Here is a 23,841-nt window from a genome sequence, read left to right on the forward strand (position 1 = left end):
GTTCTCTGTACCCGCGTCGGGGGAAATCATTCCCCCGACCGCCCTACATCGCATATTTGTCGTCAAATAAAAAAACCAGGACACCTGTATATGCAACAACAACACAAGCCACATCTGCTGCGCGGGCTCAATGCCCGACACATTCGATTTATTGCGCTCGGCTCCGCGATCGGCACCGGGCTGTTCTATGGCTCGGCTTCCGCCATCAAGGCGGCGGGCCCGGCGGTGCTGCTGGCCTATTTGATTGGCGGCGCGGCGGTGTTTATCGTCATGCGCGCGCTGGGCGAGATGGCGGTGCGCAACCCGGTGTCCGGCTCCTTCGGCAGCTATGCCCGCCAGTATCTCGGCCCGCTGGCCGGGTTTATTACCGGCTGGACCTACACTTTTGAAATGGTAATCGTCGCCCTGGCCGACGTGACCGCCTTCGGCATCTATATGGGATTGTGGTATCCCGATGTCCCGCGCTGGATCTGGATCCTCAGCATCATCTTCTTTATCGGCGCCATGAACCTGTGCAACGTGCGGGTGTTCGGCGAGATGGAGTTCTGGCTGTCGCTGGTGAAGGTGGTGGCGATTATCGCCATGATGCTGGCGGGGGCGGGGATCATCTTCTTTGGCTTCGGCCATAGCTTCCCGGCCACCGGGCTGGAAAATCTCTGGAGCCACGGCGGCTTTGCCCCTAACGGCTGGCAGGGCGTTATCGCTTCGCTTGGTATCGTGATGTTCGCCTTCGGCGGGGTGGAGATTATCGGCGTCACCGCCGCGGAAGCGAAGGATCCGAAGAAGGTCATCCCGCAGGCCATCAATACCATTCCGCTGCGCATTATCCTGTTCTACGTCTGCACCCTGGCGGTGCTGATGGCGATTTTCCCGTGGAACAGCTTTGGCGAGCAGGGGAGTCCGTTTGTGCTGATTTTCGACGGTCTGGGGATCCCGGCGGCGGCGACAATCCTTAACATCATCGTGATCAGCGCCAGCATCTCGGCGATTAACAGCGATATCTTCGGCGCCGGACGCATGATGTACGGCATGTCGAAGGAGGGGCTGGCGCCGAAAAGCTTCCAGCGCATCGCCAGCAACGGCGTACCCTGGATGACGGTGGTGGTCATGGGCGGCGCGCTGCTGGCGGCGGTGGTGCTGAACTATCTGATCCCCGAGCAGGTATTTGTGCTGATTGCTTCGCTGGCGGCATTCGCCACGGTGTGGGTATGGCTGATGATCCTGCTGTCCCATTTCGCCATGCGCCGTAGTTTGTCTGCCGAAGAGCGCAGCCAGATTGCCTTCCCCGTTCCGTTCTGGCCGGTGGCGCCGCTGTTAACGCTGCTGTTTATGGGGCTGGTCATCGCTGTGCTGGGGATGTTTGCCGAGACGCGGATGGCGCTGATCGCCGGCCTGGTCTGGCTCGGGCTGCTGACGGTGGTGTGGTACGCGCGGGTGCGTAAAACCGCGCTGCAGGTTGTCACTGAGCAGTAAATCAGATCTCCCCGGCGGCGCTGCGCTTGCCGGGGCGACGAGGTGTTGGCCTGGGAGAGGACCCTCCAGGCCGGGTAAGGCGCAGCCGCCACCCGGCAAAATCACCATGCAACAGGGTTGCCTGGAAGGTAATCAATACTTTCCCGGCGGCGCGGCGCTTGCCGGGTCTGCGAGGTGTTGGCCTGGGAGAGGACCCTGTAGGTCGGGTAAGGCGCAGCCGCCACCCGGCACAAAATCGGCTCTGTGCCTGCTGTCATCGCCCGGTGGCGCGGCGCTTACCGGGCCTACGAGGTATGAGCCTGTGAGAGGACCCCGTAGGCCGGGTCAGGCGCCAGCCGCCACCCGGCATAAAACGGCTCTGTGCCTGCTGTCATCGCCCGGTGGCGCTGCGCTTACCGGGCCTACGAGGTATGAGCCTGGGAGAGGACCCTCCAGGCCGGGTAAGGCGCAGCCGCCACCCGGCAAAATAACGGTACAAGCGGAAATGTCCTTGTTCGCACTGCGCCTGGCAGGGCTACAACTTCTATGTTAATTCCGGGCAGATTGCGCTCCCGGTTAATTTTCTGCGTTATGTCTCTTACGGCGGAGGGAGCGCACAGGGGGCGGCCAGTCGCCGCCGCCCCCTGTACCCCCGGGCTCCGGCCAGCAAAATCGCCGCTACGCGGTACCTTCGACTTATCCCTGCAGGCTTCGGGTCGGGCCGAGGCAGCGTCCGTGCAAAACACGGCCCTCAGCCCGCATCCATGCGGGCTGCCCCGGCCTTGCGGGAACGTCTCAGCGATTTTGAGGCCGTCAGCACCGGCAGTTTCAGCAAGGCTGGTGAATAAATGAACGACAGGTCGCACGAACTCCAGGCCGGGTCAGGCGCAGCCGCCACCCGGCACAAAATCGGCTCCGTGCCTGCTGTCATCGCCCGGTGGCGCTGCGCTTACCGGGCCTACGAGGTATGAGCCTGTTAGCAGGTAGCCCGGATAAGGCGCAAGCCGCTATCCGGGGGAAGATTAACTGAACAGGGCGGTGATGGAGGCGCTGGCGAGGGAATGGAAATGGACGTTAAAGCCGACCATTGCGCCGCTGGCCTCGGCATCCACCTCAATTTTCTCAACGTCCAGGGCGTGGACGGTAAAGATATAGCGGTGGGTCTCGCCCTTCGGCGGCGCCGCGCCGCCGTATCCCGCCTTGCCAAAATCGGTGCGGGTCTGAACGGCCTCTTCCGGCAACTCCGCCTGACCGGAACCGGCCCCCTGCGGCAGGACGCGCGTATCCGCAGGCAGGTTAGCCACCACCCAGTGCCACCAGCCGGAGACGGTCGGCGCATCCGGATCGTAGCAGGTCACCACAAAGCTTTTGGTTCCTGCGGGCACATCATCCCACATCAGATGCGGCGAAATATTGTCGCCATCGTAGCCCATGCCGTTGAAGACGTGACGATTAGGCAGCTTACCGCCGTCCTGGAGATCGTGACTGATCAGTTTCATGCTTCATCCTCATTGATAATGCGCTGATTAACCAGGAAGTGTAGCCTGCACCACGACGCAATTCCGCTATTTATTCGCTAAAAAATGTTTCGTCCTGCACCGCCAGGTTAACGGCGCGGGTCAGGCGGGACAGCTGTTCAGGCGTGATGATATACGGCGGCATCAGGTAGATCAGGCGGCCAAACGGTCGGATCCACACCCCCTGCTCGACGAAAAAGCGCTGCAGGGCAGCCATATTGACCGGGCGACAGGTTTCAACCACGCCAATAGCGCCCAGCACGCGGACGTCGGCGACCAGGGCGGATCCCCGCGCCGGAGCCAGCTCGGTCTGCAGCTGGGCTTCAATCGCCGCCACCTGCCGCTGCCATTCGCCGCTCTCCAGCAGGCGCAGGCTTTCGCTGGCCACCGCGCAGGCCAGCGAGTTGCCCATAAAGGTTGGGCCGTGCATAAAGCAGCCGGCTTCACCGTTGCTGATGGTTTCCGCCACCTCGCGGGTGGTCAGCGCGGCGGAGAGGGTCATGGTGCCGCCGGTCAGCGCCTTGCCCAGACACAGAATATCGGCGGCGATACCGGCGTGCTCGCAGGCGAACAGCTTGCCGGTGCGGCCAAAGCCGGTGGCAATCTCATCGGCGATCAGCAGTATCCCTTCCCGGTCGCACATTTTACGCACCCGCTTCAGCCACTCCGGATGGTACATCCGCATCCCGCCCGCGCCCTGAACGATCGGTTCGAGGATCACCGCGGCGATGTCGTGACGGTGCGCGGCCATCAGGCGGGCAAAGGGCACCATATCCATTTCATCCCACTCGCCGTCAAAGCGGCTCTGCGGCGCGGGGGCAAACAGGTTATCCGGCAGATAGCCCTGCCACAGGCTGTGCATCGAGTTCTGCGGATCGCAGACCGACATCGCGCCGAAGGTATCGCCGTGATAGCCGTTGCGGAAGGTCAGGAAACGACGACGCGGTTGGCCTTTCGCCTGCCAGTACTGCAGGGCCATTTTCATCGCCACCTCAACCGCTACCGAACCGGAGTCGGCGAGGAAAACGCACTCCAGCGATTGCGGGGTCATTGCCACCAGCTGACGACACAGCGCCACCGCCGAGGGGTGAGTGATCCCGCCGAACATCACGTGCGACATCTGGTCGATTTGCGCTTTCATCGCCGCATTAAGACGCGGGTGATTGTAGCCGTGGATCGCCGCCCACCAGGAGGACATACCGTCAATCAGCTGTTCTCCGCTGGCGAGGGACAGCTCGCAACCGTGGGCGGAAACCACCGGGTAGACCGGCAGGGGGGAAGTCATAGAAGTGTAGGGGTGCCAGATGTGGCGCCGATCGAAGGCGAGATCGTCCAGGGTCATAAGTGACTTGTAAACCATTTTGAAAACATTTAGGTTTACAAGTCTACACTGAACTTATTTACAATGAAACGTACACAAAATATTTCGCGCAGCATCGAGGCGGCAAGCGAGAACATCCCCAGCAGCATAGTTCACTATCTGACAGGGGTGTGCGAGTGCAGCCAACAAAGAGGCTGTGTGAAACAGGTAGTGTACGACCTTTGGAGAGGAAAATGGCTCACCAACCCCGCTGGACAATGTCGCAAGTTACGGAATTATTTAATAAACCGCTGATCGACCTGCTATTCGAAGCGCAGCAAATCCACCGTCAACACTTTGATCCGCGCCAGGTGCAGGTCAGCACCCTGCTGTCGATCAAGACCGGCGCCTGCCCGGAAGATTGTAAATATTGTCCGCAGAGCGCGCGTTATAAAACGGGTCTCGAAACCGAGCGCCTGATGGAGGTCGCGCAGGTTCTGGAGTCCGCCCGTCAGGCAAAAAACGCCGGCTCCACGCGTTTTTGCATGGGAGCGGCGTGGAAAAACCCCCACGATCGCGATATGCCCTATCTGGAGCAGATGGTGAAAGGGGTGAAGGCTCTGGGGCTGGAGTCGTGTATGACGCTCGGCACCCTGACCGACAGCCAGGCGCAGCGCCTGGCCGAGGCGGGCCTCGATTACTACAACCACAACCTTGATACCTCGCCGGAATTTTACGGCAACATCATCACCACCCGCACCTACCAGGAGCGCCTGGATACCCTGGACAAAGTGCGTGACGCCGGGATCAAAGTCTGCTCTGGCGGTATCGTCGGGCTGGGGGAGACCGTGAAAGACCGCGCTGGCCTGCTGCTGCAGTTGGCCAACCTGCCCACGCCGCCGGAAAGCGTGCCCATCAACATGCTGGTAAAAGTCAAAGGTACGCCGCTGGCGGATAACGACGACGTCGACGCTTTCGATTTTATTCGCACTATCGCCATCGCGCGCATCATGATGCCCACCTCTTACGTGCGTCTCTCCGCCGGCCGCGAGCAGATGAACGAGCAGACCCAGGCGATGTGCTTTATGGCCGGGGCGAACTCCATTTTCTACGGCTGCAAGCTGCTGACCACGCCGAACCCGGAAGAGGACAACGATCTGCAGCTGTTCCGCAAGCTGGGGATCAACCCGCAACAGACGGCGGTGCTGGAAGGCGACAATGAGCAGCAGCAGCGTCTGGAGCAGGCCTTACTCACCCCGGACACTGAGGAATATTACAACGCGGCGGCGCTATGACCTGGCAGCAGCGAATCGATCGGGCGCTGGACGAGCGACGGGCGGCGGATGCCCTTCGCCGCCGCCTGCCGGTGACGCACGGCGCCGGGCGCTGGCTGGAGCGGGAAGGGGAGCGCTGGCTTAACTTCTCCAGCAATGACTATCTCGGCCTGAGCCAGCATCCGGCGATTATCGCCGCCTGGCAGCAGGGGGCGGAACGTTATGGCGTCGGTTCCGGCGGCTCGGGACACGTAAGCGGCTATAGCGAGGCCCACCGTGCGCTGGAAGAGGAACTTGCCGACTGGCTGGGCTACCCGCGCGCATTGCTGTTTATCTCCGGCTTTGCCGCCAATCAGGCGCTGATCGCCGCCCTGGCGGATAAAGAGGATCGGATTGTGGCCGACCGCCTGAGCCACGCTTCCCTGCTGGAGGCGGCCAGTCTGAGCCCGGCGCAGCTACGCCGTTTCGGCCACAACGATCCGCAACAGCTCGCTCAACTGCTGGCTAAGCCGCTGGCGGGCGAACAGTTGGCGGTCACCGAAGGCATTTTCAGCATGGACGGCGACAGCGCGCCGCTGGCGGCCATTCACGCCGCGGCGCAGGCCGCCGGGGCGCTATTGCTGGTGGATGACGCCCACGGCGTCGGCGTGGTCGGCGACGAAGGACGCGGGAGCTGCGCCGCGCAGGCGGTGCGCCCTGAGCTGCTGGTGGTTACCTTCGGCAAGGCGTTCGGCGTCAGCGGCGCGGCGGTGCTGTGCGATGACGCGCTGGCCGATTATCTGCTGCAGTTTGCCCGTCATCTGATCTACAGCACCGCGATGCCGCCCGCCCAGGCGGTGGCGCTGAGCGCCGCGCTGCGGGTGATTCGCAGCGATGAAGGCCAGCGCCGCCGCGACACCCTGGCCGCCCGTATCCGTCAGTTCCGCGCGGGGATGGGCGAGACGTCGCTGGGTTTGACCGACTCCGTCAGCGCGATCCAGCCGCTGATCGTCGGCGATAACGGGCGGGCGCTGAGCCTGGCCAGCCGTCTGCGCGACGCGGGCTGCTGGGCAACGGCGATCCGTCCACCGACGGTGCCGGTCGGCAGCGCTCGTCTGCGCCTGACCCTGACCGCCGCCCATCAGGCTGAGGACATTAACCGTTTACTGGAGGTGCTGCATGGCCACGGTGAATAAGCAGGCGGTCGCCGCGGCGTTTGGCCGGGCGGCCAGCGGCTATTCGCAACATGATGAACTGCAGCGGCGCAGCGCGGAACTGCTGCTGCGCCAGCTGGCGCATCGCGATTTTCCCCGGGTGCTGGATGCCGGCTGCGGCCCAGGCAGCATGAGCCGCCGCTGGCGTGAGGCGGGCAGCGTGGTGACCGCGCTGGATCTCTCCCCCGGGATGCTGGCCCAGGCGCAGCGTAACGACGCCGCCCAGCATTACCTGCTGGGCGACATTGAGGCGCTGCCGCTGCCCGATGCCTGCGTCGATCTGGCGTGGAGCAATCTGGCGGTGCAGTGGTGCGACGATCTGCGCGCAGCCCTTGGCGAGCTGTACCGGGTGGTGCGTCCCGGCGGCAGCGTGGCGTTTAGCACGCTGCTGGCCGACTCGCTGCCGGAGCTCAATCAGGCGTGGCAGGCCATCGACGACCGGCCGCATGCCAACCGTTTTCTCAGCGAAGCGGCGGTGCGCGAGGCGCTGAGCGGCCTGCGGGCGTCCGGCGAGGTGCATCAGATTAGCCTGCCGTTCGTCGATGCGCTGAGCGCCATGCGATCGCTGAAGGGCATCGGCGCCACCCATTTGCACCAGGGGCGGGCATCGGCCCCGCTTAGCCGCAGCAAACTGCGCGAGCTACAGCTGGCCTGGCCGCAGCGGCAGGGCGTCTGCCCGCTGACGTATTCTCTTTTTACAGGAGTCATTGAGCGTGACTAAACGTTTTTTTGTCACCGGGACCGACACTGAAGTCGGGAAAACCATCGCCAGCAGCGCCCTGCTGCAGGCGGCGAATCAGCTGGGTTTTCACACCGCCGGCTACAAGCCGGTGGCTTCCGGCAGCGAGCTTACCGCCGCCGGGCTGCGTAATGAAGACGCGCTGGCGCTGCAGCGTCATAGCCGGGTCGCGCTGCGCTATGAGCAGGTTAACCCGTATACCTTCGCCGAGCCGACCTCACCGCATATCATCAGCGCCGACGAAGGACGGCCGATCGCCGCGGCGAGGCTCTCCAGCGGGCTGCGCGAGTTAGAACGCCTCGCCGACTGGGTGCTGGTGGAAGGGGCCGGCGGCTGGTTTACGCCGCTTTCGGAAACCCTGACCTTCGCCGACTGGGCGCAGGCGGAGCAGCTGCCGGTGATTCTGGTGGTGGGCGTCAAGCTCGGCTGCATCAACCACGCGATGCTTACCGTCCAGGCGGTACGCCAGGCGGGGCTGCCGCTCGCGGGGTGGATCGCCAATGACGTGCTGCCGCCGGGCAAGCGCCACGCCGAGTATCTGGCGACGCTGAAAAACCGGCTGGCCGCGCCGTTCCTCGGTGAAATACCGTGGCTTGCCGATATCGCGCAGCGCGACGATCTCGGCCAGTATCTGGACCTCAGGGCGCTGGATCCGGCGTCATCCACTGCGCCAGCAGCGGTTCATCCAGCGCCATAATATCGCCTTCGGCGACGTTACGGCCCCGGTGCAAAACACAGAAACGATCCGCCACCCGGCGGATAAAGGGCAGGTGCTGCTCGGCGAGCAGCACCGTCAGGCCGATATCGCGATTCAACCGCAGCAGCAGATCCGCCAGCTTTTGCAGACAGCGCGGCCCTCTGCCGCGCGAGGGTTCATCAAGGATCAGCAGCCGCGGCTGGACAATCAGCGCCCTGGCCAGCGCCAGCTGGTACTGATCGTCGTCGCTCAGCGAGGCGCCTTTGCGCTGCCGTAGGGCATAGAGTTCGGGAAAATGTTCATAGATTTCGCCGCCGCTGGCGTTAGCCCCGGGTTTCCCGGCCGCGAGGGCAATATGTAGATTCTCTTCCACGCTGAGCTGGGAGAAGATGCGTTTATCCTGCGGCACATAGCCGATACCGATGGCGCTGCGCGACTGGGCCGACAGGGGGGTGAGATCCTGCGGCGGGGCGCCAATGTCATGCCAGGTCATCCGGCCGCTGGCCACCGGCAGGTGCCCGGCAATGCAGTTAACCAGGGTGGTTTTTCCCATGCCCTCGCGTCCCAGTACGCCAATGCACTCCCCCGGGCGTAGTTCAAGATCGACATTCCACAGCGAATGCTGGTTGCCGTAAAAGTGATTTACTGCCTGTAAATTCAACATGGACGTTTTCTCCTTATCCTGGCGTCAGGGCGACAGAAAGATGCTGCAAAACTCTTGCCAGGAAAAAGAACGCTCGGAAAAAAACGCTAAACGCCGATACCATCAGGCACAGCCAGCGCCGGGGCTGCACTTTTCCGGTGCCCGACGCTAAAGGGTGGTGCAAAAAGCAGCAAAAATCGAGCGGCTTTAAGCGGATAGTTATCAAAAATAGTTCGATAAAAATTTTTCGCCGCGCGGTTTAGGCCGCCAGACGATTTGCGCCGGGCGGCGGTGGTCTTGGGCTGCAGACAGTTATCCACTATTCCTGTGGATAACCTTGTGTATTAGAGTTAGAAAACCTGCGGTAAGCTAGAGCGTACGCGGCTTGCGGCTGAATTGGCGCGAAAGGCGTCTTTTCTTTAAAGGCATTAAATATCAGCTTGTTAGATAAAATCAATGGGTGTAAGAAAAGCGTCATCTGCTGCCATAAAACTTTCACCCGTCCGCTTGACAAATGTTAAAAGGTAAAAATTTCTGGGGATAACCCTGACGGCCGGAGGATTATTCCGCCCGGCGCGCGTTTTATCCCCCGGTTGCCGGCAAAAAAGGCCATATTGTGGCGCTATCATAATCACGCACTGTTTAAATATCCAGTATATTTTGTTGGCAAAAAACGGCCCTAGGGGTAGAATTAAACACCGGCCGCTAAATCTTTTTCAGGTTCTGATTGATGAGTAAATCGTTTGTTCTGCATTCCGCCTTTCGCCCCTCCGGAGACCAACCGGAAGCCATCCGCCGCCTGGAAGAGGGGCTGGAGGATGGGCTCGCGCATCAAACGCTGCTGGGGGTCACCGGCTCCGGTAAAACCTTTACCATCGCCAACGTGATTGCCGATCTGCAGCGGCCGACGATGGTGTTGGCGCCAAACAAAACCCTGGCGGCCCAGCTCTACGGCGAGATGAAAGAATTTTTCCCCGAGAATGCCGTCGAGTATTTCGTCTCCTACTACGATTACTACCAGCCGGAAGCCTACGTCCCCAGCTCAGATACCTTCATTGAGAAGGACGCCTCGGTAAACGAACATATCGAGCAGATGCGCCTGTCGGCCACTAAAGCGCTGCTCGAGCGGCGCGATGTGGTGGTGGTGGCCTCGGTCTCGGCTATCTACGGCCTCGGCGACCCGGACCTGTATCTGAAAATGATGTTGCATCTGACGGTGGGGATGCTGATTGACCAGCGGGCGATCCTGCGCCGCTTGGCCGAGCTGCAGTATACCCGCAACGATCAGGCCTTCCAGCGCGGCACCTTCCGCGTGCGCGGCGAGGTGATCGACGTCTTCCCGGCGGAATCCGACGATATCGCCCTGCGCATTGAGCTGTTTGACGAAGAGGTTGAGCGCCTGTCGCTGTTCGACCCGCTTACCGGCCATGTGGAATCGACGGTGCCGCGCTACACCATTTATCCCAAGACGCACTACGTGACGCCGCGGGAACGCATCGTCCAGGCGATGGAAGAGATTAAGCTGGAGCTGGCGGAGCGGCGCAAGGTGCTGCTGGCCAACAACAAGCTGCTGGAAGAGCAGCGCTTAACCCAGCGCACCCAGTTCGACCTCGAAATGATGAACGAGCTGGGCTACTGCTCGGGCATTGAAAACTACTCGCGCTTCCTCTCCGGGCGCGGGCCCGGCGAGCCGCCGCCCACCCTGTTCGACTACCTGCCGGCAGACGGCCTGCTGGTGATCGACGAATCCCACGTCACGGTGCCGCAGATCGGCGGCATGTACCGCGGCGACCGGGCGCGCAAAGAGACGCTGGTGGAGTACGGCTTCCGCCTGCCGTCGGCGCTGGATAACCGGCCGATGAAGTTTGAAGAATTCGAAGCGCTGGCGCCGCAAACCATCTACGTGTCGGCGACCCCCGGCGCCTACGAGCTGGATAAATCCGGCGGCGAGGTGGTGGATCAGGTGGTGCGTCCGACCGGTCTGCTGGACCCGATCATCGAAGTGCGGCCGGTGGCCACCCAGGTCGACGACCTGCTGTCGGAGATCCGCCTGCGCACGGCCATCAACGAGCGCGTGCTGGTCACCACCCTCACCAAGCGGATGGCGGAAGACTTAACCGAGTACCTTGAGGAGCACGGCGAGCGGGTGCGCTATCTGCACTCGGATATCGACACCGTCGAACGTATGGAGATTATCCGCGACCTGCGTCTTGGCGAGTTTGACGTGCTGGTGGGGATCAACCTGCTGCGTGAGGGGCTGGATATGCCGGAGGTGTCGCTGGTGGCGATCCTCGATGCGGACAAAGAGGGCTTCCTGCGCTCCGAACGCTCGCTGATCCAGACCATCGGCCGCGCGGCGCGCAACGTCAACGGCAAGGCTATTCTGTACGGCGATAAGATCACTCCCTCGATGGCGAAAGCCATCGGCGAGACGGAGCGGCGACGGGAGAAACAGCAGCGCTACAACGAAGAGCATGGCATCGTGCCGCAGGGGCTCAACAAGAAAGTGGTGGATATCCTGCAGCTGGGCCAGAGCCTGGCGAAAACCAAAGCCAAAGGGCGCGGTAAAGCGAAGGCCGTCGAGCCTGCCGGGCTCAGCGGCGTGGATATGACGCCAAAAGCGCTGCAGCAGAAAATCCACGAGCTGGAAGGGCAGATGATGCAGCACGCGCAGAACCTCGAGTTCGAAGAGGCGGCGCAAATTCGCGACCAGCTGCATCAGCTGCGCGAACTGTTTATCGCCGCCTCCTGAGTGTTGGCGCATACCGCCGGACGGGGATAGGCGAGGGCGCAGTGAAGGTACGGCGCTGCGCTGACCGTTCCGCAGCCAGATAACCCACGGCGGAGAAGAAAAAAGGCCGCAAAGCGGCCTTCTTAATGTTTGCTTAATCTCGCCAGGCGACACTATCCTCAACCTGATGAGGATAGCGCCCATGCAAAAAATCAACTTCCGTGAATATCTGGCGGTCGCCACCGCCCTGGTCATTATTGTTGCCTTCTTCCATCAGTGGGTGCTGACGTTCTGACCCGCACGCCGCGGGAATAACACCCACGCGCGGACCCCTGGCCCCGGCTGGCGGTTATGCAAAAAGAACTGGGCGTCATGCAGCTGAGCGATGCGCGTGACGATGCTCAGTCCGAGCCCTATGCCGCCGTAGCGACTGTCCATGCGTACAAAGGCCTTACTGAGTTCGCCGCTTTTCGCCTCATCAATCCCCGGTCCTTCATCTTCCACTGCCATCACCGGCATCAGACCCGCTTTCACCGACACGCGGATCGTCGACCCTTGCGGGCTGTAGCGATGGGCATTCTCCACCAGATTGCGCAGAATGACGCGGATGAGCGTCGCGTCGCCAGAGACGACGGCCTCGCTTTCGACATCCGTCAGCAGCAGCCGTTGCTGGCGCTCGGCCAGCATGGTCTCCAGCTCATCCTGCAGCGGTTTGACCACGTCATCCAGCAGCAGCACCTGCTGATAGCTGCCGGCGGAAAAGGACTGACCGACGCGCGCCAGCTGCAGCAGCTGCGAAATGCTGGTGGTCATCTGGTCGAGGCGCTGGATCAGCGGGTCGACGCCCATGCCATGCACTTTCGCCAGCAGCTCAAGGTGCAGCCGCAGCCCGGCCAGCGGGGTGCGCAGCTCGTGCGCCACGTCGGCGGTAAACAGCCGTTCGCGGTCAAGGGTCAGATTGAGGCGGGAAACCAGCTGATTCAGGGCGGTGGTCACCGCCGTCACCTCGGGAACCGATTCGCTGAGCACGATGGGGGTGAGGTTGTCCGGCGTGCGACTCTCCAGCTCGCTTTGCAGACGTGAAAGCGGGCGGGTGATTTTACGTACCGCCAGCATGCTGATGTACAGCGCCAGACCCACGATCAGCAGGCTCGGCACCAGCAGGCTGGCGACCGCTTCCCTTACCTCATGCTCCACATGCTTCTGATTGTTGTGCCCTTCGATGGCGCTGGCCACCAGCAACTGGATCTGCTCTTTGCTCTCATGCCATAGCCAGAAGACGCTGATCAGCTGACAGACCACCAGAATGGCGCCGATGGTCAACAGCAGCCGGTGGCGCATGGTCCAGTTTTCGGTTGCAAACAGAGCCATGGTCTATTCCGTCTCGTTGTGGTTAGCCAGCATATAGCCGAAGCCCCTGACGGTGCGGATCCGCGATTTGCCAATCTTATCGCGCAGGTTGTGGATGTGCACTTCCAGGGTATTGGTCGCTGGCTCATTGTCCCAGCTGTAGATATCGTTGTAGAGGATCTCGCGATGTACCGGGCTGCCGGCTTTCATCATCAGTCGCGATAGCAGGGCATACTCCTTCGGCGTCAGATCCAGCGCCGTCTCACCGAGCCACACCTGGCGACGGGTGACGTTGAGGCGCAGGTCGCCGACGCTGATTTCGTTATCGCCCTGATTATTATGCCGACGGAGCAGGGCGCGAATGCGCGCGTTCAGCTCTTCCAGGGCAAAGGGTTTCACCAGATAGTCATCCGCGCCGGTGTCGAGACCGCTAATGCGATCCTCAAGGGTATCGCGGGCGGTGAGGATCAGCACCGGCTGGGTCATTTTCTCCCGTCGCATGCGGGCGAGAAAATGCACGCCGTCTTCGTCCGGCAGGCCAAGATCGAGCACGATCAGGCTATAGTGATTGCTGGCCAGCGACAGCGCCGCTTCGTGCGCTGTGGAGACGCCGTCGCACACGTATCCTTCACTTTGCATCGCCAGGATTAACCCCTGCAACAGCAGCGCATCGTCTTCAATGACTAAGATTTTCATCAACCAGCCTCTCTACATGGCGTTAAAATATCATCTGCCGCCTGGTACTCGTGGGTGCTGACGCCGAGCAGGCCGAGCAGGGTGGAGAACAGATTATCCTGCGAGTAATTCTCTTTTTTCGCTCGCTGCTGCAGACACTGCGCGGAAATGCCGTAGCGTTGCTGGTAGTCGGCAGAGAGCCACATCACCATCGGCACGTGTTTCTGCGTATCCGGCGCGATAGAGTACGGCAGACCATGCAAATAGACCCCATCTTCCCCTAACGACTCGCCGTGGTCGGAAAGATAGACCAGGCTGGTAGTGAATTTGTCCTGTTTCGCCTGCAGGAGTTTTATCGCTTTATCCACCACGTGGTCGACGTACAGGATGGTGTTGTCATACGTGTTGGTCAACTGCTCCCGGGTACAGCCCTGGATCTCATTGGTGTCGCAGGTTGGGGTGAATTTTTTGAATTCAGCCGGATAGCGATTGTAGTACGTCGGCCCATGGCTGCCGATGGTATGCAGCACAATAATGCCATCCTGTTGCAGGTTATCGATATAGCTGTCGAGATGATGGAACAGCACGTCATCGTAGCACTCGCCGTCGATGCACTGCCCGGTTAGCTTCAGATCGGTCACGTTCTGGTGCGGTACCCGATCGCAGGCCCCCTTACAGCCGCCATCGTTGTCGTTCCACAGCACCTGAATGCCGGCGCGCTGCAGAATATCCAGCACCCCTTCCTGATGATGGGCCAGCTCTTCGTCATAGTGCGCGCGCGGCATATTGGAGAACATGCACGGCACCGAGACCGCCGTGGCGGTTCCGCAGGAGGTGGTGTACGGGAAGTAGATCACCCCGTCCTGTTGCATCAGCGGGTTGGTGTCGCGCGGATATCCGCCCAGCGAGAAGTTGTCCGCCCGGGAAGTTTCGCCCAGCACCACAATCGTCAGGTTCTTACGGGGACCGTTATGCATCACCGGGTTCTGTTTGGCATCTTCGCCAATCTTCACCAGCGGCAGGTTGTCCATGCGATGGTGCGCATACCAGGAGTTCACCGCCACAATGCTGTTGGAGGGGCTCAGGGATTTCACCAGCTCCTTGTTGTTGCGAAACAGCGAGGCATAGTCTTTATAAAAGAGGACGGCAATCAGGACGATCAGCAGCGCGGAGGCCACCATATTCACCAGGCGCCAGGCCACGCCGCGCCATAGCGTGGCCGGTTTACGAATTTTAACCCACCAGGCGACCAGCACCGCCAGCACCCCGGAGAGTCCAAGGACAACGATCATTTCGCCGGAGAGCAGGGCAAAGCTCTCCGCTGGGGTGGTGTCGAGGATGTTGGTGATCATGCTGCGGTCGATCACCACGCCGAAGCTCCAGATGAAGTACTGCGCCGATGCGCTGAGCAGAATAAAAAGGCTAATCACCAGCCGGTCAAGCTTGAGGAACGAGGCGAGGGTGGTGAGGATATTCATCACGCTGAATGCCACCAGCGGCATACTCAGAAACACCAGCGCGGTGTGCAGGTTGTTCACCGGCAGCAGCGTATACGCCTGGCGGTAGAAGGCGAGGTTAAGAAAAAGCCCGATATAGACCGCGAAAATAATCAGATAAGTCGTGCGGCTGACGACCGGCCGACGCAGAGGCAATAACGACATAGTACATACCCACAGGAAGAGATAAGGGTATAGTGCCAGCTCTGTTTTAAGACAACCTTAAGATTTTAAGGTGCGCCGAAAGCCGAGCCTTCGGCGCGCAGGATCAGCCCGGCAGCTGGAGCGCTTTCTCCAGCGCCCCGCGAAGCAGCGCCCGGTCATGGCGATAGGGCACGTCGCTGGCTTCCAGCGGCGTCTGGATCACCAGCCGGTCGTCGATGCCGCTGATATCGGCTTTTGGGCCGGCGATGACTGCATCCACCACCCGCTTGCCAACGTAGCGCTCCATAATCGCGATGCGCTCCGCCAGCGAGAGCCTCGCGGCCGGGCTGTGCTCTTTGCCGAGGTTATCAATAAACACCATCGGCGCCGGAGTGCGGCGCAGCGCCTGGGCCATCTCGTCAAGCAGCAGGATCGGCAGCAGGCTGGTATAGAAACTGCCCGGGCCGATGAGGATCAGATCGGCTTCGGCGATGGCCTCTACCGCCTCGCGGGTGGCCGGTACCGGCGGGGTGAGCATCAACTCCTGCGGCACGCTATCCAGCTGATCGATATTCACTTCACCGTATACTTCATGGCCTTCATGATCGAGCGCCATTAAATCCACCGGTTGTTCCGACATCGGAATAAGAAAAGCGTCCACTTTGAGCAGGTTTCTGATCAAATTGATCGCTTCTAACGGCCGCACGCTGAGGTGATCCAGCGCCTTTAACATCAGATTTCCCAGGTTATGGCCGGAAAGCTCGCCATTGCCGCTAAAACGGTACTCAAACATCGCCGACGCCACGCTCGGCTCGGCGATTAACTGATTGATGCAGTTGCGCATATCGCCCCAGGCAATGCCGCCTTCCGAGCGGCGGATCCGCCCGGTGGATCCCCCGTTGTCGGTGGTGGTCACAATGCCGGTCAGCCGTGAGCCCAGCGAGGAGAGGGAGGACATCACCCGACCCAGACCATGCCCGCCGCCGAGCGCCACCACCCGATCCAGGTCAGCGAATGTACGATTGCGCATAGAAATTCCTTATTTCACATAAACGGCCACACACTACCCGATCTACCCCTAAAAGACGATGGGAGGAGCCCGACAAACTGACCGATATCAAGGCAAAAAGATGATTTATGGCTATTCTGTAACGAAAATGCACGAAGGTAGCGATATATACAAGAATATATAGCGAAATCGCAAATGGCGAAACCGCCTGGAACGCGCTACTATCGGCATAACCTGTTAACACTCTAGCCTCTTCGCCTGTGTCAAAAGATATGGCGGTTTGGCCGCGACGCCGCCGGTTGTCGCCAGGGCGTGGGAAGAAATGACCGCGTCTCCCGTATTTGGAAAGGTGTATATGGCCTCACAGCTTACCGATGCATTCGCGCGTAAGTTTTATTACCTGCGTCTGTCGATTACCGATGTGTGCAATTTCCGTTGCACCTACTGCCTGCCGGATGGCTACAAGCCCGGCGCCGTCAATAACAACGGCTTTCTCAGCGTAGACGAAGTGCGCCGGGTTACGCGCGCTTTCTCCGCGCTGGGCACTGAAAAAGTGCGCCTCACCGGTGGGGAACCCTCCCTGCGCCGTGACTTCACCGAGATCGTCGCCGCCGTGCGTGAAAACCCGGCGATCCGTCAGATTGCCGTCACCACCAACGGTTACCGCCTGGCGCGCGATGTCGAACGCTGGCGCGATGCCGGGCTGACGGCGATCAACGTCAGCGTCGATAGCCTCGACGCCCGCCAGTTCCATGCCATCACGGGCCAGGACAAATTCCACCAGGTGATGGACGGGATTGACGCCGCTTTCGCCGCGGGCTTTGACAAGGTGAAGGTGAATACCGTGCTGATGCGCGATGTTAACCATCACCAGCTTGATACCTTCCTCGCGTGGATCCAGCCGCGTCGAATTCAGCTGCGGTTTATTGAGCTGATGGAAACCGGCGAGGGCAGCGACCTGTTCCGCCGTCACCATCTCTCCGGCATGGTGCTGCGCGACGAACTGCTGCGCCGCGGCTGGATCCACCAGATCCGCCAGCGCAGCGATGGTCCGGCGCAGGTCTTTTGTCATCCGGATTACGCCGGCGAGATCGGCCTCATCATGCCGTACGAAAAAGACTTCTGCGCCACCTGCAACCGTCTGCGCGTCTCCTCCGTCGGCAAACTGCACCTGTGCCTGTTTGGCGAAGGCGGCGTCGACCTGCGCGACCTGATGGCCGATGATCGGCAGCAGGCGGCGCTGGAAGCGCGGATCGCCGAAGCCTTAACCCACAAAAAGCAGACCCATTTCCTGCATCAGGGCAACACCGGCATTACGCAGAACCTGTCCTATATTGGCGGATAATCGTATTCGAAAGGAGCATTCAGATGAGCCAGGCTAGCGCTGAGTTTATTCCGACCCGTATTGCTATTCTTACCGTTTCCAGTCGTCGCGGCGAAGAAGACGACACTTCCGGCCACTGGCTGCGTGAGGCGGCGCAGGAGGCGGGGCACCATGTCGTCGATAAGGCGATAGTCAAAGAGAACCGCTACGCCATCCGCGCCCAGGTATCGGCGTGGATCGCCAGCGATGAGGTGCAGGTGGTGCTGATCACCGGCGGGACCGGGTTCACCGAAGGGGACCAGGCGCCGGAAGCGCTGCTGCCGCTGTTTGACCGTGAGGTGGAAGGTTTTGGCGAAGTGTTCCGCATGCTGTCGTTCGAAGAGATCGGTACCTCGACGCTGCAGTCCCGGGCGGTGGCCGGCGTCGCCAACCACACGCTGATCTTCGCCATGCCGGGCTCGACGAAAGCCTGCCGCACCGCGTGGGACAACATTATTGCCCCGCAGCTGGATGCCCGCACCCGTCCTTGTAATTTTATTCCTCACCTGAAGAAATAATTTATGTCACAACTGACCCATATTAACGCCGCGGGCGAAGCCCATATGGTGGATGTCTCCGGCAAAGCGGAAACGGTGCGCGAAGCGCGCGCTGAGGCTTATGTCGAGATGCAGGCGACGACCCTGGCGATGATTATCGACGGCAGCCACCATAAAGGCGACGTTTTCGCCACTGCGCGTATCGCCGGGATCCAGGCGGCCAAGCGCACCTGGGAGCTGATCCCGCTGTGCCATCCGCTGATGCTCAGCAAAGTGGAAGTCAATCTGCAGGCGCAGCCGGAACATAACCGGGTGCGCATCGAATCGCTCTGCCGCCTGACCGGCAAAACCGGCGTTGAGATGGAAGCCCTTACCGCCGCCTCGGTTGCCGCGCTGACCATTTACGATATGTGCAAAGCGGTGCAGAAGGATATGGTGATTGGCCCGGTGCGTCTGCTGGCGAAAAGCGGCGGCAAATCCGGCGATTTTAAGGTGGACGAACGCCATGATTAAGGTTCTGTTTTTTGCCCAGGTGCGCGAGCTGGTGGGTACTGATTCGCTGACTCTCGACGCCAGCGACCTGGCCACCGTTGAGGCTGTGCGTCAGCAGCTTGCCGCTCGCGGCGATCGCTGGGCGCTGGCCCTGGAGGAGGGCAAACTGCTGGCGGCGGTTAACCAGACGCTGACCGCCTTTGACCATCCTGTCGCCAGCGGGGATGAAGTGGCGTTCTTCCCGCCGGTCACCGGAGGCTGACATGACGCAAACTCGTATCGTCGTTAGCCCGGCGCGCTTTAGCGTCGGCGAGGAGTATCCCTGGCTGGCCGAACGCGATGAAGACGGCGCGGTGGTCACCTTCACCGGCAAAGTGCGCAATCACAACCTCGGCGACAGCGTGAAAGCGCTGACCCTCGAGCACTATCCGGGGATGACCGAGAAATCGCTGGCGGAGATCGTCGACCAGGCGCGCGAGCGCTGGCCGCTGGGCCGGGTGACCATTATCCATCGCATCGGCGAAATGTGGCCGGGGGAAGAGATTGTGTTTGTCGGCGTCACCAGCGCCCACCGCGGCAGCGCCTTCGCCGCCGGCGAGTTTATGATGGACTACCTGAAAACCCGCGCGCCGTTCTGGAAACGCGAGGCGACGCCGGAGGGCGAGCGCTGGGTCGACGCCCGCGACAGCGATCGCCAGGCGGCAGAGCGCTGGTAGTGTGATACGCTTACAGAGTGAAACTTTGTTAATCAGGAGAGAGTCATGGACAGATATCCGCGTTCCGATTCAATAGTGCAGGGCCGCAGCGGCCTGCAGACTTATATGGCGCAGGTGTACGGCTGGATGACGGTTGGCCTGCTGCTGACGGCGTTTATCGCGTGGTTTGCGGCTAACACCCCGGCGGTGATGATGTTCGTCTTTTCGAGCAAAATCACCTTCTTCGGGCTGATCATCGCCCAGCTGGCGCTGGTGTTTGTGCTGTCGGGGATGGTACAGCGGCTGAGCGCCGGGATGGCGACCACCCTGTTTATGCTCTATTCGGCGCTCACCGGGCTGACGCTGTCGAGCATTTTTATCGCTTATACCTACTCCTCCATCGCCAGCACCTTTGTGGTCACTGGCGGGATGTTCGGGGCGATGAGCCTTTACGGCTACACCACTAAACGCGACCTGAGCGGCTTCGGCAGCATGCTGTTTATGGGGCTGATTGGCATCGTGCTGGCGTCGCTGGTAAACCTGTGGCTGAAGAGCGAGGCGCTGATGTGGGCCGTGACCTACATTGGGGTGGTGCTGTTTGTCGGCTTGACCGCCTACGACACCCAGAAGCTGAAAAATATCGGCGAGCAGATTGATACCCGCGACAGCGCCACGCTGCGTAAATACTCGATCCTCGGCGCCTTAACGCTGTATCTGGATTTCATCAACCTGTTCCTGATGCTGCTGCGTATTATGGGCAATCGCCGCTAACCTCTTTATATCAAGGGGTTGCATCTCAGAACGCCCGGCAAGCGCAGCGCCGCCGGGCAAGCATTGATTACCTTCCAGGCAACCCTGTTGCGCCGTTTTTTTGCCGGGTGGCGGCTGCGCCTTACCCGGCCTACGTTCGTACGACCTGCCGTTAATTTATTCACCATTGTTGCTGAAACTGCCGGTGCTGACGGCCTCAAAATCGCTGAGACGTTCCCGGAAGGCCGGGGCAGCCCGCATGGATGCGGGCTGAGGGCCGTGTTTTGCACGGACGCTGCCTCGGCCCGACCCGAAGCCTGCAGGGATAAGTCGAAGGGACCACGCAGTGGCGATTTTGCTGGCCGGAGCCCGGGGGTACAGGGGGCGGCGGCGACTGGCCGCCCCCTGTGCGCTCCCCGCGCCGTAAGAGACATAACGCAGAAGACTAGCCGGGAGCGCAAACTACGGTGAAGCCACAGATAACATAAACAACCCCACGGCAGTGCTTCCCCTCTCCCGGAAACAGTCCGGCTGGCGTTCAGGCCCATGCAAGCGCAGCGCCGCCGGGCGAGACGCCAGGCGCGGTACCCGTGATGTTTCCGGGTGACGGCTGCGCCTTACCCGGCCTGGAGGACCCTCTCACAGGCTCACACCCCGTAGGCCCGCGCAAGCGCAGCGCCGCCGGGCGAGACGCCAGGCGCGGTACCCGGGATGTTGCCGGGTGACGGCTGCGCCTTACCCGGCCTGGAGGACCCCCCTCACAGGCTCACACCCCGTAGGCCCGTGCAAGCGCAGCGCCGCCGGGCGATTTCACTCGCGGGCCAGCTTGCGCTGGTTCTTTTGCCGCAGCTTTTTCGCCCGACTCTCCAGCAGCAGATAGGCCACCGTCGCCAGCAGCAGCGGCAGGAAATAATAGAGCGTGCGCCAGGCGAGGAGGGCGGCGATGATCGCCCCCTTCGAAATCTCTTCCCCGGAGAGCATGGCGATAAACACCGCCTCCAGCACGCCAATCCCGGCCGGGATGTGGATAATCACCCCGGCGATACTGCTCACCAGCAGCACTCCCAATACCAGGAAATAGTTAATCTCGCTGCCCAACAGCAGCCAGATGATCGCCCCCATCGCCATCCAGTTCGCCGCCGAGACCCCCATCTGCAGCAGCGCGAATCGCCAGGAGGGCAGCACCAGCCGCTGGCCTTTGATCGTCAGGTGACGGCGTTTGGCGAACGCGCAGCCGAAGAGATAGCACAGCGTGAGAAATAGCATCGCTCCGCCGATAATCCGCAGGGTGGTCTGGCTGATGTACCAGTGCGACGGCAGCTTCACCAGATCCGCCGTAAAGATCACCCCACCGAGCAGGATATAGCCCAGCCAGTTGGTGGTGATGCTTAAGGAAAAAATACGGGTGATGGTGCTATTGTTCAGCCCCAGCCGGGAGTACAGCCGGTAGCGCATGCCGATGCCGCCGACCCAGGTGCTGAGGGTCAGGTTGAAGGCATAGCAGATAAACGACACCAGCATTACCTGGCGTTTCGCCAGCTTGTGTCCGCACCAGGCGCGGCCAAGCAGATCGTAGCAGCCATAGATCAGATAGCTGACGATGACCAGCGCAATGGCGCTGAACAAGGCCAGCCGATCGTAGCCGCGGATCACCTTCCACACTTCCTGCCAGTCGACCTTCTGCGCGTAAATCACCAGCAGGACGATCACGGCGATAAAAAAGAGCACGGTGAGCACTCTTTTTGCCATCCGCCAGCGCGGGTGCGATTTGCTCATAGTGGATTATCCCTGGTCGGTGACTCGACGCGATCCTGCGTTTCAATTTCCGGTTGCACCGGCGGGCTAACCCTGGCCAGCCGCGGAGTATGGGCCGGCAGCCAGCCGACCCACGCCGGAAAGTGGCGCAGAAAGTGGAAGGCCATCACGCTCACCCCCAGCCGCCACCAGTTGCGTTTCGGCAGCATTGCTTTATCGATCCGCTGGCAATCCCGGGCGATAAGCCCGTTAAGGTTATCGCGCAGCGTCTGGTTAAACACCCGGTCGTGGATGATCAGATTGGCTTCCAGATTCAGCGACAGGCTGAGCGGATCCAGGTTGCTCGACCCGACGGTGGCCCAGTGGTCGTCCGCCAGGGCGACTTTGCCATGCAGCGGACGGCGGCGATATTCGTAGATCTGCACGCCGCCTTTGACGAGGTAGTGATAGAGCAGGTGGGCGCCAAATTTCACAATTGGAATATCCGGTTCGCCCTGGACGATCAGCTTCACCCGCACCCCGCGCCGCGCGGCATTGCGCATCGCATGCAGCAGACGATAGCCGGGGAAAAAATAGGCGTTCGCGATTATCACCTCCCGGCGGGCGCTGGTCAGCATCTTCAGGTAGTGGCGTTCGATATCGTCGCGGTGATCCTGATTATCGCGCCAGACGAACAGCGCCTGCGCCTCGCCGGGGGTCTGGTTGATCTCCGGCTGATGGCGACGACGGCGCCACCAGCGGCGGGCGGTTTCGCTGTTGGGCAGATTCTCCAGTTCGAACTGCAGAATATCCAGCACCACCGGCCCCTCGACCTGCACCGTGTAATCCTGTTTAGCCTCCGGGCCATAGTCGCTCATATGTTCTGCGGAGTAGTTGATGCCGCCGACAAAGGCGGTGGTGTCGTCGATCACCACGATTTTACGGTGCATGCGACGGAACAGGTTAGTGCGCATTCCCATCAGCTTAGGGCGCGGGTCGTAATAGCGGAAAATCACCCCGGCGGCGGTCAGTTCGCCGACAAACTCATCGCTAAGATCCGGCGAGCCGTAGCCGTCAAGCAGCACTTCCACCTGGATGCCGCGGCGGGCGGCCTTCAGCAGAACCGCGTGCAGCTGTCGGCCGACCTCATCTTCAAACCAGATAAAGGATTCGAGGATCACCCGCCGGCTGGCGCGACCGATGGCCGCAAACAGCGCCGGATAGTACTGGTCGCCGTTCTCCAGTAGCGTAATGCGGTTGCCTTCCTGCCAACGACATTTCACAAATGAATCTCCACGCTAAGGGGTGCATGATCGGACAGATGCCGCCACTGTTTGAGGGCCAGCGCCTTCGGGCGGCTGGCGTGGGCGTTCTTGACGTAAATGCGATCGAGGCGCAGCAGCGGAAAACTGACCGGAAAGGTGCGCGCCGGGCGTCCGCGGGCGCGGGTAAAAATCTCTTCCAGCCCCGCCTGGGCTTTTAACGGCTGGTTAGCCTGCTGACGCCAGTCGTTAAAATCCCCGGCCACCACCACCGGCTCGCCGGCGGGCAGGGTGTTGACCCATTCCGTCAGCATCCCCAGCTGCGCCTGCCGCTGGTCGGCACGCAGTCCGAGATGGACGCAAATGACGTGAATCGTGACGCCGCTCTGAGGCGGCACGATGCGGCAGTACAGCAGGCCGCGTTTCTCCCCGTTGCCGACCGAGATATCGCGATTCTCATAGTATTCAATCGGGAAGCGCGACAGCACGGCATTGCCATGGTGACCTTCCGGATAGACCGCGTTGCGCCCATAGGCGTAGTCGCTCCACATGGTGTCGGCGAGAAATTCGTAATGGGTCGTATCTGGCCAGTTTTCGATATGCAGCGGGTGAACTTCGTGAGCGCCCATCACTTCCTGCAGGCAAACTATGTCAGCGCTGACGCTGCGAACGGCTTCGCGCAGCTCGGGCAAAATAAAACGCCGATTAAACGCCGTAAAGCCTTTATGGGTGTTAATTGTCAGCACGTTCAACGAAAATCCCGACGTTGGCTCAGCCATAATTCTCCAGTAAATGTCACTTTCCTGAATAAAATAGTGTAGTAGACGT

General features: G+C 60.9%; 23 protein-coding genes and 1 riboswitch. Of the genes, 12 read left to right on the forward strand and 11 right to left on the reverse strand.

Going from position 1 to position 23,841, the window contains the following annotated elements; genetic code table 11:
* Positions 1–90 precede the first annotated feature (90 nt).
* Entirely contained in the window at positions 91–1,473 is a 1,383-nt protein-coding gene (locus ACLH1U_RS14790) for an amino acid permease (protein WP_023288910.1), read from the forward strand.
* A gap of 1,001 nt (positions 1,474–2,474) precedes the next feature.
* Here ACLH1U_RS14790 and ACLH1U_RS14795 read toward each other — a convergent pair.
* Positions 2,475–2,951 (reverse strand): kinase inhibitor, encoded by a 477-nt coding sequence (locus ACLH1U_RS14795; RefSeq protein WP_411299318.1) that lies wholly within the window; start codon positions 2,949–2,951, stop codon positions 2,475–2,477.
* Positions 2,952–3,021: 70 nt separating this feature from the next.
* A complete protein-coding gene (gene bioA, locus ACLH1U_RS14800; RefSeq protein ID WP_411299341.1) occupies positions 3,022–4,311 on the reverse strand; it encodes an adenosylmethionine--8-amino-7-oxononanoate transaminase in 1,290 nt (429 codons plus the stop codon).
* 212 nt (positions 4,312–4,523) lie between these two features.
* Here bioA and bioB point away from each other — a divergent pair, with 212 nt between their 5' ends.
* The 4 genes from bioB to bioD are packed head-to-tail and all read left to right on the forward strand — an operon-like array spanning position 4,524 to position 8,172.
* Entirely contained in the window at positions 4,524–5,564 is a 1,041-nt protein-coding gene (bioB, locus tag ACLH1U_RS14805; RefSeq protein ID WP_101861837.1) for a biotin synthase BioB, read from the forward strand.
* A complete protein-coding gene (bioF, locus tag ACLH1U_RS14810; RefSeq protein WP_072421490.1) occupies positions 5,561–6,718 on the forward strand; it encodes an 8-amino-7-oxononanoate synthase in 1,158 nt (385 codons plus the stop codon). The genes bioB and bioF overlap by 4 nt, the downstream gene beginning before the upstream one ends.
* Positions 6,702–7,457, forward strand: a complete 756-nt coding sequence (gene bioC / locus ACLH1U_RS14815) for a malonyl-ACP O-methyltransferase BioC (protein ID WP_101861838.1) — start codon at positions 6,702–6,704, stop codon at positions 7,455–7,457. Before bioF ends, bioC begins: the two co-directional genes overlap by 17 nt.
* Complete coding sequence (gene bioD / locus ACLH1U_RS14820; RefSeq protein WP_032455199.1) at positions 7,450–8,172, forward strand: dethiobiotin synthase; 723 nt, start codon at positions 7,450–7,452, stop codon at positions 8,170–8,172. Before bioC ends, bioD begins: the two co-directional genes overlap by 8 nt.
* Here the strand turns inward: bioD and ACLH1U_RS14825 are convergent.
* Together ACLH1U_RS14825 and ACLH1U_RS14830 are read right to left on the reverse strand one after the other, a co-directional pair.
* Complete coding sequence (locus tag ACLH1U_RS14825) at positions 8,114–8,836, reverse strand: ABC transporter ATP-binding protein (RefSeq protein WP_017900923.1); 723 nt, start codon at positions 8,834–8,836, stop codon at positions 8,114–8,116. The genes bioD and ACLH1U_RS14825 overlap by 59 nt on opposite strands.
* A gap of 86 nt (positions 8,837–8,922) precedes the next feature.
* Complete coding sequence (locus ACLH1U_RS14830) at positions 8,923–9,135, reverse strand: dTDP-4-dehydrorhamnose reductase (RefSeq protein WP_101861839.1); 213 nt, start codon at positions 9,133–9,135, stop codon at positions 8,923–8,925.
* A gap of 410 nt (positions 9,136–9,545) precedes the next feature.
* On the opposite strand from ACLH1U_RS14830, the gene uvrB reads away from it, so the two are divergent.
* Entirely contained in the window at positions 9,546–11,567 is a 2,022-nt protein-coding gene (gene uvrB, locus ACLH1U_RS14835; protein WP_004886127.1) for an excinuclease ABC subunit UvrB, read from the forward strand.
* A 252-nt stretch (positions 11,568–11,819) separates the two neighbouring features.
* On the opposite strand, the gene pmrB is transcribed toward uvrB, so the two are convergent.
* From pmrB to yvcK, 4 genes are all read right to left on the reverse strand, one after another.
* Positions 11,820–12,917, reverse strand: coding sequence for a two-component system sensor histidine kinase PmrB (pmrB, locus tag ACLH1U_RS14840; RefSeq protein ID WP_023288917.1), 1,098 nt, complete (start codon positions 12,915–12,917; stop codon positions 11,820–11,822).
* A gap of 3 nt (positions 12,918–12,920) precedes the next feature.
* Positions 12,921–13,592, reverse strand: a complete 672-nt coding sequence (gene pmrA / locus ACLH1U_RS14845) for a two-component system response regulator PmrA (protein WP_411299319.1) — start codon at positions 13,590–13,592, stop codon at positions 12,921–12,923.
* Entirely contained in the window at positions 13,592–15,232 is a 1,641-nt protein-coding gene (gene eptA / locus ACLH1U_RS14850; RefSeq protein WP_275257134.1) for a phosphoethanolamine transferase EptA, read from the reverse strand. The genes pmrA and eptA overlap by 1 nt, the downstream gene beginning before the upstream one ends.
* Before the next feature lie 103 nt (positions 15,233–15,335).
* Entirely contained in the window at positions 15,336–16,241 is a 906-nt protein-coding gene (yvcK, locus tag ACLH1U_RS14855) for a uridine diphosphate-N-acetylglucosamine-binding protein YvcK (protein WP_023288920.1), read from the reverse strand.
* 208 nt (positions 16,242–16,449) lie between these two features.
* A riboswitch (molybdenum cofactor riboswitch) is annotated at positions 16,450–16,588 on the forward strand.
* On the opposite strand from yvcK, the gene moaA reads away from it, so the two are divergent.
* The 6 genes from moaA (at position 16,576) to ACLH1U_RS14885 (ending at position 20,038) form a co-directional block, all read left to right on the forward strand.
* On the forward strand, positions 16,576–17,565 hold the full coding sequence (moaA, locus tag ACLH1U_RS14860) for a GTP 3',8-cyclase MoaA (RefSeq protein ID WP_117132624.1): 990 nt from the start codon (positions 16,576–16,578) through the stop codon (positions 17,563–17,565). Its footprint overlaps the riboswitch before it by 13 nt.
* A 23-nt stretch (positions 17,566–17,588) precedes the next feature.
* Positions 17,589–18,101 (forward strand): molybdenum cofactor biosynthesis protein B, encoded by a 513-nt coding sequence (moaB, locus tag ACLH1U_RS14865; RefSeq protein ID WP_023288921.1) that lies wholly within the window; start codon positions 17,589–17,591, stop codon positions 18,099–18,101.
* A gap of 3 nt (positions 18,102–18,104) precedes the next feature.
* A complete protein-coding gene (gene moaC, locus ACLH1U_RS14870) occupies positions 18,105–18,593 on the forward strand; it encodes a cyclic pyranopterin monophosphate synthase MoaC (protein ID WP_004886142.1) in 489 nt (162 codons plus the stop codon).
* Positions 18,586–18,834, forward strand: coding sequence for a molybdopterin synthase sulfur carrier subunit (moaD, locus tag ACLH1U_RS14875; protein WP_023288922.1), 249 nt, complete (start codon positions 18,586–18,588; stop codon positions 18,832–18,834). Before moaC ends, moaD begins: the two co-directional genes overlap by 8 nt.
* A gap of 1 nt (position 18,835) precedes the next feature.
* Positions 18,836–19,288 carry a molybdopterin synthase catalytic subunit MoaE gene (moaE, locus tag ACLH1U_RS14880; protein WP_023288923.1) on the forward strand — a complete coding sequence of 151 codons (453 nt, stop codon included), beginning with the start codon at positions 18,836–18,838 and terminating at the stop codon, positions 19,286–19,288.
* Between the two features lie 45 nt (positions 19,289–19,333).
* Entirely contained in the window at positions 19,334–20,038 is a 705-nt protein-coding gene (locus ACLH1U_RS14885; protein ID WP_032455204.1) for a Bax inhibitor-1 family protein, read from the forward strand.
* Positions 20,039–20,827: 789 nt separating this feature from the next.
* Here ACLH1U_RS14885 and ACLH1U_RS14890 read toward each other — a convergent pair.
* From ACLH1U_RS14890 to ACLH1U_RS14900, 3 genes are read right to left on the reverse strand one after another with little or no spacing between them, the layout of a single operon-like run.
* The gene (locus ACLH1U_RS14890; protein ID WP_085550615.1) at positions 20,828–21,793 is read right to left on the reverse strand and encodes a lysylphosphatidylglycerol synthase domain-containing protein; all 966 of its coding nucleotides are present in this window, start codon (positions 21,791–21,793) and stop codon (positions 20,828–20,830) included.
* Positions 21,790–23,034, reverse strand: a complete 1,245-nt coding sequence (clsB, locus tag ACLH1U_RS14895) for a cardiolipin synthase ClsB (RefSeq protein ID WP_023288926.1) — start codon at positions 23,032–23,034, stop codon at positions 21,790–21,792. Before clsB ends, ACLH1U_RS14890 begins: the two co-directional genes overlap by 4 nt.
* Entirely contained in the window at positions 23,031–23,792 is a 762-nt protein-coding gene (locus tag ACLH1U_RS14900) for an endonuclease/exonuclease/phosphatase family protein (RefSeq protein WP_023288927.1), read from the reverse strand. Before ACLH1U_RS14900 ends, clsB begins: the two co-directional genes overlap by 4 nt.
* Between the last annotated feature and the right edge of the window lie 49 nt (positions 23,793–23,841).

It is taken from the genome of Klebsiella sp. 1SOBk5mer (assembly GCF_046603115.1).
GTDB classification, from domain to species: Bacteria; Pseudomonadota; Gammaproteobacteria; order Enterobacterales; family Enterobacteriaceae; genus Klebsiella; species Klebsiella quasipneumoniae.